The 10,141-nt window shown below is 72.0% G+C and carries 7 protein-coding genes; 1 reads left to right on the top strand and 6 read right to left on the bottom strand.

Annotation, left to right across the window (positions count from 1 at the left end; translation table 11 throughout):
* The coding region (locus ACXJKB_RS07220) for an FtsX-like permease family protein (RefSeq protein WP_457186835.1) at nt 1-1,595 on the top strand (1,595 nt) is incomplete at its 5' end.
* Nucleotides 1,596-1,620: 25 nt separating this feature from the next.
* Here the strand turns inward: ACXJKB_RS07220 and whiA are convergent.
* From whiA to uvrA, 6 genes are all read right to left on the bottom strand, one after another.
* Complete coding sequence (whiA, locus tag ACXJKB_RS07215) at nt 1,621-2,607, bottom strand: DNA-binding protein WhiA (RefSeq protein WP_300044823.1); 987 nt, start codon at nt 2,605-2,607, stop codon at nt 1,621-1,623.
* A gap of 69 nt (nt 2,608-2,676) precedes the next feature.
* Nucleotides 2,677-3,645 carry a gluconeogenesis factor YvcK family protein gene (locus ACXJKB_RS07210; RefSeq protein ID WP_457186833.1) on the bottom strand — a complete coding sequence of 323 codons (969 nt, stop codon included), beginning with the start codon at nt 3,643-3,645 and terminating at the stop codon, nt 2,677-2,679.
* A gap of 1 nt (nt 3,646) precedes the next feature.
* Nucleotides 3,647-4,513: an RNase adapter RapZ gene (gene rapZ, locus ACXJKB_RS07205; protein WP_457186831.1), complete on the bottom strand. Its 867-nt coding sequence runs from the start codon at nt 4,511-4,513 to the stop codon at nt 3,647-3,649.
* A 3-nt stretch (nt 4,514-4,516) separates the two neighbouring features.
* Nucleotides 4,517-6,493: an excinuclease ABC subunit UvrC gene (uvrC, locus tag ACXJKB_RS07200; protein ID WP_457186829.1), complete on the bottom strand. Its 1,977-nt coding sequence runs from the start codon at nt 6,491-6,493 to the stop codon at nt 4,517-4,519.
* 78 nt (nt 6,494-6,571) lie between these two features.
* Nucleotides 6,572-7,045, bottom strand: a complete 474-nt coding sequence (locus ACXJKB_RS07195) for a Rieske (2Fe-2S) protein (protein ID WP_300044830.1) — start codon at nt 7,043-7,045, stop codon at nt 6,572-6,574.
* A 43-nt stretch (nt 7,046-7,088) separates the two neighbouring features.
* On the bottom strand, nt 7,089-10,121 hold the full coding sequence (gene uvrA / locus ACXJKB_RS07190) for an excinuclease ABC subunit UvrA (RefSeq protein WP_457186826.1): 3,033 nt from the start codon (nt 10,119-10,121) through the stop codon (nt 7,089-7,091).
* Nucleotides 10,122-10,141 lie beyond the last annotated feature (20 nt).

The following is a 10,141-nucleotide window of genomic DNA, read 5'->3' as shown; positions in this document are numbered from 1 at the left end:
CACGTGCGCTGGCCCGCCGACCGGCGCGCGGTGTCGCGGGCTTCCTCGCCGTGCGGGCCGTCGCGCGGCGCTCGGTCGGCACCCTCGTCGTGCTCCCCCTGACCATCGCGATCGCTGTCGTCACCTTCGGCGCCGGCACCTTCGACGCGGCCGGCGCCTGGCGGGCCAGCGTGGCCGCCACCCAGGCCCCGGCCAGCACGGTCTGGTCGAGCGAGCTGCCGATGAGCGAGGCCGTCGCCCTGACCCACCGCCTCGACCCCGACGGCCGATGGCTGATGGCCACGGGCACGTGGAACGCCCAGGACGGCGTCTACGTGGTCGCCGACGTGCCGCGGCTGCCGACCGCCTCGTTGTGGGACCCCTCGTGGACGCCGGGGCACAGCGTGGACGACGTCGTCGACCTCATCACCCGGCCGCCCACACCCCCGCTGTCCGGCGCACGCCTCCGGCTGGACCTGACCGTGCCCCGCGCCGCCGGGGAGGTCACCGTCGAGATGCGGATGCGCACCTCGGGCGGCGACACGTTCAACGCGTACGTCGGACCGTTCGGGCCCGGCACGTCCACCGCCACCGAACGCGTCCCGTGCGAGCGCGGCTGCACGGTCGAGGGCTTCGCCCTCGCCGGACCGGCCGGCCTGCCCACCGAGCTCGCCGGGGACTACGTCGTCGGTCCGCTCGCGGCCGACGGCACCGATGCCTCCGACGTCCTCACCCGCGGCGACTGGCACCTCGTCGACGAGGGCGTCACCCAGGCAGCGCAGGACGTGAGGGTCGACGGCAGCGGACTCGTGGTCACCGCCGACGGGACCGGCAAGGCCGCCCTGACGTCCGGCATGGGGGGCCTGCGTCCCGTCGTGGCGGGCCGGGAGGCCGTGGACCGCCTCGGCCGTGTCGCCGCGGGCGCCGCGACCTCGACCGTCGGCGGTCCCCCGCCCTCCGAGGCCGTGCTGGTCGCGGAGAGCGTGCCCTTCCTCGGCCCCGAGGGCGTGCTGATCGACTACTCCGTCCTGACGACCAACCGCACGGTCTACGAGGAGGAGTTCGAGGTCCGCGTCCTGGCAGCGGCCGACACCCCCGACCAGGTCACGACCGCGCTGGCGGGGCAGGGTCTCACCGTGGAGCGCGTCTTCGCCCAGGAGCGCGCGCGCCTCGACGGGACGGCGTACGCCCTGGCCCTGCGCCTCTACCTCGTCGCGTCGGTCCTCGTGCTGCTGATGGCGGTGGCCGGCCTCGTGGTCACCACGGCGATCCAGCTGCCGGGGCGCCGGATGGACGCCGCCGCGCTGAGCGTCGTGGGCGTACGACGTCGCTCGGTGCTGTCGTCGGTGGCCGTGGAGCAGGTCGTGGTGCTCGGCGCCGCTGCCGTCGCGGGCCTGCTGGCCGGCGCGGCCGCGCAGCTCATCGTGCTGGGTCGGATCACCCTGGGGCAGGTCGAGGAGGCCTCGTGGCCACGGGTGGTCGCGCGGATCGATCCGGTGCTGCTGAGCGGCACCGCACTGGTCGTGGCCGTCCTGCTCGGGACGGTCGCGCTGCTGAGCGCCTGGGCGACCGTACGACAGGCCCGCGGGGCGTCCCTGCGGGAGAAGGCCCGCTAGCTTCTCGGGGGGTCCTCCGGGGCCGTCAGCCCTCGTCGGCCAGCATCTCCGGGGTCAGCGACGACTCCGTGTCGGGGATGCCCAGGTCCTCGGCGCGCTTGTCGGCCATCGCCAGCAGGCGCCGTATGCGGCCCGCGATCGCGTCCTTGGTGAGCACGGGCTCGTGCAGCTGGCCGAGCTCCTCGAGGGAGGCCTGCTTGTGCTCGAGGCGCAGGTGGCCGGCCTGGCGAAGGTGGTCGGGGATCTCCTCGCCGAGGATCTCCAGGGCGCGCTCCACGCGCGCACCGGCGGCCACGGCGGCACGGGCCGAGCGGCGCAGGTTGGCGTCGTCGAAGTTGGCGAGGCGGTTGGCGGTGGCGCGGACCTCGCGCCGCATCCGGCGCTCCTCCCAGGCCATCAGCGACTCGTGGGCGCCGAGCCGGGTCAGCAGCGCGCCGATCGCGTCGCCGTCGCGGATCACCACGCGGTCCACGCCGCGCACCTCGCGCGCCTTGGCGGAGATGCCGAGGCGGCGGGCGACGCCGACGATGGCGAGCGCGGCCTCCGGGCCGGGGCAGGTGATCTCGAGCGAGGACGAGCGGCCGGGCTCGGTGAGCGAGCCGTGCGCGAGGAAGGCACCGCGCCACGCGGCGACGGCGTCGCAGCCGCCCCCGCTCACGACGGCCGGCGGGAGGCCACGCACGGGTCGACCGCGGTTGTCGAGCAGGCCGGTCTGGCGGGCCAGCGCCTCGCCGTCCTTGGTGACGCGCACGATGTAGCGGCTGCCCTTGCGGATGCCGTTGCCCTGCACCATCACCACGTCGGACGGGTGGCCGTAGACCTCCGAGATGTCCTTGCGGAGGCGGCGCGCCGCGGCGCCGGTGTCGAGCTCGGCCTCCACGACGATGCGGCCGCTCACGATGTGCAGTCCGCCTGCGAAGCGGAGCATCGAGGCGACCTCGGCCTTGCGGCAGCAGGTCTTGGTGATCTGGGTGGAGGCGAGCTCTGCCTTCACCTGCGCCGTCATAGCCATGGGGCGAATCCTGCCACGTAGGTCAACGACCCTTGGCGGGAACGGTCGAGCCAGTCGCGCAGGCGTGATTCAGGCCTCGTCGACGACCTTCCGGAACGCCTCGGCAAGCCGGTCGGGGTCGTGGCGCGGCTCCCCCGGTACGGCGATATCGGCGACCACCAGACGGGCTCCGCGGTCGGCCACGTCCTTCTCCAGCCGGGTCTGGTCGTCCGCGATCGCGGACGCGTCGACGAGCACCGCGTGGACCGTCAGGTCGGGCGCGTGCTCGAACAGGGCGGCGAGGTGGTCGGCGGGACCGAAGCCGGTCGTCTCCCCCGCCTGCGCCTCCAGGTTGAGCACCACGACGAGCCGCCCGGCGGTCTCGGCCAGGGCACGACGGAGCCCGGGCACCATCAGGTGCGGGATCACCGAGCTGAACCACGACCCCGGACCGAGCACGACCCACTCGGCGGCGAGGATCGCGTCGACGGCCTCCGCACAGGCCTGCGGGTCCTCCGGGACGAGGGCGACGGACTCGATGCGGCCTCCCGTGGTGGCCACCTCCACCTGGCCGCGTACGACGGTGACGGCCTCGGGGTCGGCCTCCTCGGCGCCCCGGACCCGCGCCGTGATGTCCATCGGCGTCGTCGCCATCGGGAGCACGCGACCGTGGGCGCCGAGGAGCCGCCCGACCCAGTCGAGCGCCCGCACCGGCTCACCCATCAGCTCCCAGAGCCCGACGATCAGCAGGTTGCCGACGACGTGGCCGTTCATCTCGCCCTGGCCGGCGAACCGGTGCTGCAGGACGTCGGCCCAGGTGCGGCCCCACTCGTCGTCGCCGCAGAGCGCCGCGAGCGCCATCCGCAGGTCGCCCGGCGGCAGGACGCCGAACTCGCCGCGCAGCCGGCCGGACGAGCCGCCGTTGTCGGCGACGGTCACGACGGCGGTCAGGTCGTCGATCGTGAGGTCGTCGTGGAGTCGGCGCAGCGCCGACAGGGTGGCGAACAGCCCGTGTCCGCCGCCGAGGGCCACCGCAGCCTGGGCGGTGTCGCGGGCCACGTCACTCCCTGCCGAGGTCGCGGTGGGAGGTGCTGACGTCGTAGCCGGACTCGCGGAGGAGCCCGGCGATCGCCTCGGTCATCGCGACGCTGCGGTGCTTGCCGCCCGTGCAGCCGATGGCGACCTGCATGAACCGCTTGCCCTCGGCCAGGTAGCCCTCGGCGACGGTCTTGAGGACGGGGAGGTACTGCTCCAGGAACCGGCCCGCGCCGGGCTGGGAGAGCACGTAGTCCGACACCTCGGGGTCGCGACCGTTCTGCGGGCGCAGCTCGGGGACCCAGTGCGGGTTGGGCAGGAAGCGCATGTCGGCCACCCAGTCGGCGTCGACGGGGATGCCGTACTTGAAGCCGAAGCTGATGACGGTGACCTTGAGGCGCGTCGTCGCGGCCGTGCCGAACAGCTCGGTGATCCGGTCCTGGAGCTGGTGGACGTTGAAGTTGGAGGTGTCGAGCAGCACGTCGGCGTCGCCGCGGAGGTCGGCCATCACGCCGCGCTCGCGCTGCAGACCGTGGAGCAGGCGTCCGCCACCCTGGAGGGGGTGCGGCCGGCGGGCAGCCTCCTGGCGGCGCACCAGCACCTCCTCGGTCGCCTCGAGGAAGAGCAGCGTCGTGGGGCGACCGGTCACCTGCTGGTGGCGGTTGGCCTGCAGGGAGTCGAAGAACGAGCCCGACCGGACGTCGACCACCACCGCGATCGGCTGGTGGATGCCGCGGCTGTCGTCGACGAGGCGCACGACGTCGCGCACCAGCGTCGGCGGGAGGTTGTCGACGACGAAGTAGCCGAGGTCCTCGAGCTCCTTGGCTGCCGTGCTGCGACCGGCGCCGGTCATGCCGGTGACGATCACGAGCTCGCCGGGCGTGGGTTCCACTCGTCAGTCCTCCAGGATCTCGCCGGTGGCGGTGTTGATCGTCGGCTCCTTGGGAGCAGTCTTGCGGGTCGCGTCGGCGTTGGCGACGGCGTCCTTGATGGCCGTGGCCGTGCGTGGCCCGATGCCGGGCACGAGGGCGATCTGGTCGACGTCGGCCTCGCGCAGCTTCTTGAGCGACCCGAAGTGCTTGAGCAGGGTCTTGCGGCGCACCTCGCCGAGGCCCGGGACGTCGTCGAGGGTGCTCTCCACCATCGACTTGGAGCGCCGGTTGCGGTGGTGGGTGATGGCGAAGCGGTGGGCCTCGTCGCGGATCCGCTGCAGGAGGTAGAGGCCCTCGCTGGTGCGGGCCATGATCACCGGGTCCTCCTCCCCCGGCAGCCACACCTCCTCGAGCCGCTTGGCCAGCCCGCACACGGGAATGTCGTTGATGCCGAGCTCGGCGAGCGCCTGCTGGGCCGCCGCCACCTGGGGCGGTCCGCCGTCGACGACGACCAGCGAGGGGGCGTAGGCGAACTTGCGGGGGCGGCCCGTTTCTGGATCGACGAGCATCGGACCGGAGTCGGTCGACACGGTCTCACTGCGGGCCTGCTCGTCGAGCAGGCGCTTGAACCGCCGGGTGATCACCTCGTGCATGGACGCGACGTCGTTCTGGCCGTCGACGCCCCGGATCACGAACCGCCGGTACTCGGACTTGCGGGAGAGGCCGTCCTCGAAGACGACCATCGAGGCGACGACCTCGGTGCCCTGGAGGTTCGACACGTCGTAGCACTCGATCCGCAGCGGCACCTCGTCGAGCCCCAGCGACTGCTGGATCTCCTCGAGGGCGCGGTTGCGGGTGGTGAGGTCGCTGGCCCGCTTCGTCTTGTGGAGGGCGAGGGCCTGGGCGGCGTTGTTGGCCACCGTCTGCTGCAGGTCGCGCTTGTCGCCCCGCTGGGGGACGCGGATCGCGACCTTGCTCCCCCGCCGCTCGGTGAGCAGCTGCTCCAGCACGTCGGTGTCGGGCGGCAGGGCCGGCACCAGCACCTCGCGCGGGATCGAGTCGTCCTCGCCGCCGTAGAGCTGGAGGAGGAAGTCCTGCACCAGCTCGGGCGTGCCGCCCTCGTCGGTGCGGTCGGCGACCCAGCCGCGCTGGCCGCGGATGCGACCGCCGCGCACGTAGAAGATCTGCACGGCGACCTCGAGCGGGTCCTCGACGAGCGCGACCACGTCGGCGTCGGTGCCGTCGCGCAGCACCACGGCCTGCTTCTCCAGCGCCTTGGTGAGCGCGCCGAGGTCGTCACGGAGCCGGGCGGCCTTCTCGAAGTCGAGCGCCTCGGAGGCGGCGTACATCTCCCGCTCGATGCGCTTGGTGAAGGCGGTCGTGTTGCCGGCCATGAAGTCGCAGAAGTCGTCAACGATCTCGCGGTGCTCCTCGGGCGTCACGTTGCCGACGCACGGGGCCGCGCACTTGTCGATGTAGCCCAGCAGGCAGGGGCGGCCGATCTGGGAGGAGCGCTTGAAGACGCCGTTGCTGCACGACCGCATCGGGAAGACGCGCAGCAGCAGGTCGACGGTCTCGCGGATCGCCCAGGCGTGGCTGTAGGGGCCGAAGTAGCGGGTGCCCTTGCGCTTGGCGCCGCGCCCGACCATCACGCGCGGGAACTCCTCGCCGACGGTCACCGCCAGCCAGGGGTAGGACTTGTCGTCGCGGTACTTGACGTTGAAGCGCGGGTCGAACTCCTTGATCCAGCTGTACTCCAGCTGCAGGGCCTCGACCTCGGTGTCGACGACGGTCCACTCCACGCTCGCGCCGGTGGTGACCATGGTCGCCGTGCGCGGGTGGAGGTTGCCGATGTCCTGGAAGTACGACGACAGGCGCGGGCGCAGGCTCTTGGCCTTGCCGACGTAGATGACGCGGCCCTTGGCGTCGCGGAAGCGGTAGACCCCCGGCTTGGTCGGGATCGACCCGGGCGCGGGTCGATAGGAGCTCGGCATGGCCACCCGCCAACCCTACGGGCGGCCCCCGACACCCTCGGTCGGGGTGGGGGCAGCCCGGTCGTGGGTCACCCCGGGGTGGGCTCAGGCCTGGGTGATCGAGTCGCCGTCGACGGTGATCTCGACCGGGGCGAGGGGCGACGACGCCGGCCCCGAGATCGGCGAGCCGTCCTCCAGGGAGAAGTGGCTGAGGTGGCACGGGCACGGGATCTCGCCGTCGCTGCTGGACTCGACGAGGCAGCCCTGGTGGGTGCACACCGCGGAGAACGCCTTGAAGTCGCCCTCGGTCGGCTGGGTCACCACGACCTTGGCGTCGGCGTTGACGAAGCAACCGCCCACGGGCACAGAGGACGTGGTGGCCAGCGCCGCCGCGGCGCTCGGGGTCTCGGTCCCGTCGGTGCTCGGCGACGAGGGCGACGCGTCGCTCGGTGACGGGGAAGGCGAGGAGGACGGATCGGTGGCCGTCGGCTCGTCGGAGCCGCAGGCGGCGAGGACGGGGACGCCGACGGCGATGGCGGCGGTGCCGGTCAGGGCGCGACGTCTGTTCATGGCGGTCATGCCGCGACCCTAGCCAGAGGACGTGTGAGGACCCTGATGGTGCTCACGAGGACTTCTTCGCAGCAGCCTTCCGGGCCGGGGCCTTCTTCGCCGCCGTCTTCGCCGTCTTCGCGGTCGTCGTCTTCTTCGCCGGCGCCTTCTTGGTCGTCCTCGACGCCGGGGCCGACTTCGCGGCCACGACCTTCTGTCGCCGCGGCGCGCCGGGCTGCTGCGCGCCACGACCCTCGAGGATGGGTGCGAGGAACGTGCCGGTGTGGCTCTCCGGGACGTCCGCGACGTCCTCGGGCGTGCCCTCGGCGACGACCATGCCGCCGCGGGACCCGCCCTCGGGACCCATGTCGATGATCCAGTCGGCCGTCTTGATGACGTCGAGGTTGTGCTCGATCACCAGGACGGAGTTGCCCTTGTCGACCAGGCTGGACAGCACGCCGAGCAGCTTGCGGATGTCCTCGAAGTGCAGGCCGGTCGTCGGCTCGTCGAGGACGTAGACGGTGCGACCGGTGGAGCGCTTCTGCAGCTCGCTGGCGAGCTTGACGCGCTGCGCCTCGCCGCCGGAGAGCGTCGTCGCCGGCTGGCCGAGGCGGACGTAGCCGAGCCCGACCTCCTCCAGCGTCGTCATGTGGCGCGCGATGGCGGGCACCGCCGCGAAGAACTCGGCAGCCTCCTCGATCGGCATGTCGAGGACCTCGGCGATCGTCTTGCCCTTGTAGTGGACCTCGAGCGTCTCGCGGTTGTAGCGGGCGCCGTGGCACACCTCGCACGGGACGTAGACGTCCGGGAGGAAGTTCATCTCGATCTTGATGGTGCCGTCGCCGGAGCACGCCTCGCAGCGGCCGCCCTTGACGTTGAACGAGAAGCGGCCCTGCAGGTAGCCGCGCATCTTGGCCTCCGGGGTGGAGGCGAAGAGCCGGCGGACGTGGTCGAAGACGCCGGTGTAGGTGGCCGGGTTGGACCGCGGGGTGCGACCGATCGGCGACTGGTCGACGTGGATCACCTTGTCGACGTGCTCGAGGCCGGTGATCTTGGTGTGGCGACCGGGGACCGTGCGGGCGTTGTAGATCTGCTTGGCCAGCGACGTGTAGAGGATGTCGTTGACCAGGGTCGACTTGCCGGAGCCGGAGACGCCGGTGACGGCGGTGAACACGCCGAGCGGGAAGCTGACGTCGACGTCGCGCAGGTTGTGCTCGCGGGCGCCGTGAACAGTGAGCTCGCGGCCCTTGGTGCGCGGACGGCGCACGGCCGGGACGGGGATCTCACGGCGACCGCTGAGGTATTGGCCGGTCATCGAGTCGGGGTGGGTGAGGAGGTCCTCGACCGTGCCGGAGTGGACGACCTGACCGCCGTGCTCGCCGGCGCCCGGCCCGATGTCGACGACCCAGTCGGCGACGCGGACGGTCTCCTCGTCGTGCTCGACCACGATCAGGGTGTTGCCGAGCTCCTTGAGCCGCACCAGTGTCTCGATGAGGCGCTGGTTGTCGCGCTGGTGGAGCCCGATCGACGGCTCGTCGAGGACGTAGAGGACGCCGACGAGGCCGGCGCCGATCTGGGTCGCGAGGCGGATGCGCTGCGCCTCGCCGCCGGAGAGGGAGCCGCTCGGCCGGTCGAGGGAGAGGTAGTCGAGGCCGACGTCGAGCAGGAACTGCAGGCGCTCCTGGATCTCCTTGAGCACCCGCTCACCGATCTGGCGCTCGCGCACGGACAGGTCGACGGTGCGGAGGTAGTGGGCGGCCTCGTTGATCGGCAGCGCGCAGACCTCGGCGATGTTCTTGCCGCCCTGGTCGCGGGCACCCAGGGTGACCGACACCGAGACCGGCTTGAGGCGGGTGCCGCGGCAGGCCGGGCACGGCACCTCGCGCATGAAGCCCTCGAACCGCTCGCGGCTCGTGTCGGACTCGGCCTCGCGGTGCCGGCGCTCGACGTAGGGGCGGACGCCCTCGAACGCCGCGTAGTAGGCGCGCTGGCGGCCGTAGCGGTTCTTGGTGACCACGTGGACCTTGGTCTTGTGGCCCTCGAGCAGGGAGGCGCGCGCCTTGGGCGTCAGCTGGTCCCAGGGCGTGTTGAGGTCGAAGCCGAGCTCCTCGCCCAGCGCGTTGACCAGGCGGAGGAAGTAGTCGGCGACATGGGCACCGCTCCACGGCGCGATGGCACCCTCGCCGAGGGTGGCCCCCTGGTCGGGGACGACCAGCTCGGGGTCGACCTCCATCCGGGTGCCGAGGCCGGAGCAGACCGTGCACGCGCCGAAGGGCGAGTTGAAGGAGAACGAGCGGGGCTCGAGGTCGTCGGTGTCGATGGTGTGGTCGTTGGGGCACGCCATCTTCTCCGAGAACTTCATCTCGCGCCCGGGGTCCTTGGCGTCGAGGTCGACGAAGTCGAAGACCACCAGGCCACCGGCGAGGCCCAGCGCGGTCTCGACCGAGTCGGTGAGGCGTCGCTTGGACGACTCCTTGACCGCGAGGCGGTCCACCACGACCTCGATCGTGTGCTTGAGCTTCTTGTCGAGCGTCGGCGGCTCGTCGAGCGTGTGGGTCTGGCCGTCGACGCGCGCGCGGCTGAACCCCTGCTGCTGGAGCTGGCGGAACAGCTCGACGTACTCGCCCTTGCGGCCCCGGATGACCGGCGCCAGCACCTGGAAGCGGCGACCCTCCTCCAGCGCGAGGACGCGGTCGACGATCTGCTGCGGGGTCTGCCGCTCGATCGGGGCGCCGCAGGTCGGGCAGTGGGCGCGACCCGCGCGTGCGTAGAGAAGGCGGAGGTAGTCGTAGACCTCGGTGATCGTGCCGACGGTCGAGCGCGGGTTCTTCGAGGTCGACTTCTGGTCGATGCTGACCGCTGGGCTCAGGCCCTCGATGAAGTCGACGTCGGGCTTGTCCATCTGGCCGAGGAACTGGCGCGCGTAGGCCGAGAGCGACTCGACGTAGCGGCGCTGGCCCTCGGCGAAGATCGTGTCGAACGCCAGGCTCGACTTGCCCGACCCGGACAGCCCGGTGAAGACGATGAGCGAGTCACGCGGGAGGTCGAGGGAGACATCCTTGAGGTTGTGCTCCCGGGCGCCCCGGATGATGAGCTGGTCGGCCACAGTGGTCCTCGTTCTGGCAT

This window comes from Nocardioides sp. P5_E3 (assembly GCF_054049275.1).
This window is presented reverse-complemented; position numbering and strand designations above follow the sequence as displayed.

Excerpts from the sequence above, each read along its gene's own strand:
- ACXJKB_RS07195 (WP_300044830.1), bottom strand. The coding sequence starts at position 7,045 with ATGACCGCCATGAACAGACGTCGCGCCCTGACCGGCACCGCCGCCATC.
- whiA (WP_300044823.1), bottom strand. The coding sequence starts at position 2,607 with ATGGCTATGACGGCGCAGGTGAAGGCAGAGCTCGCCTCCACCCAGATC.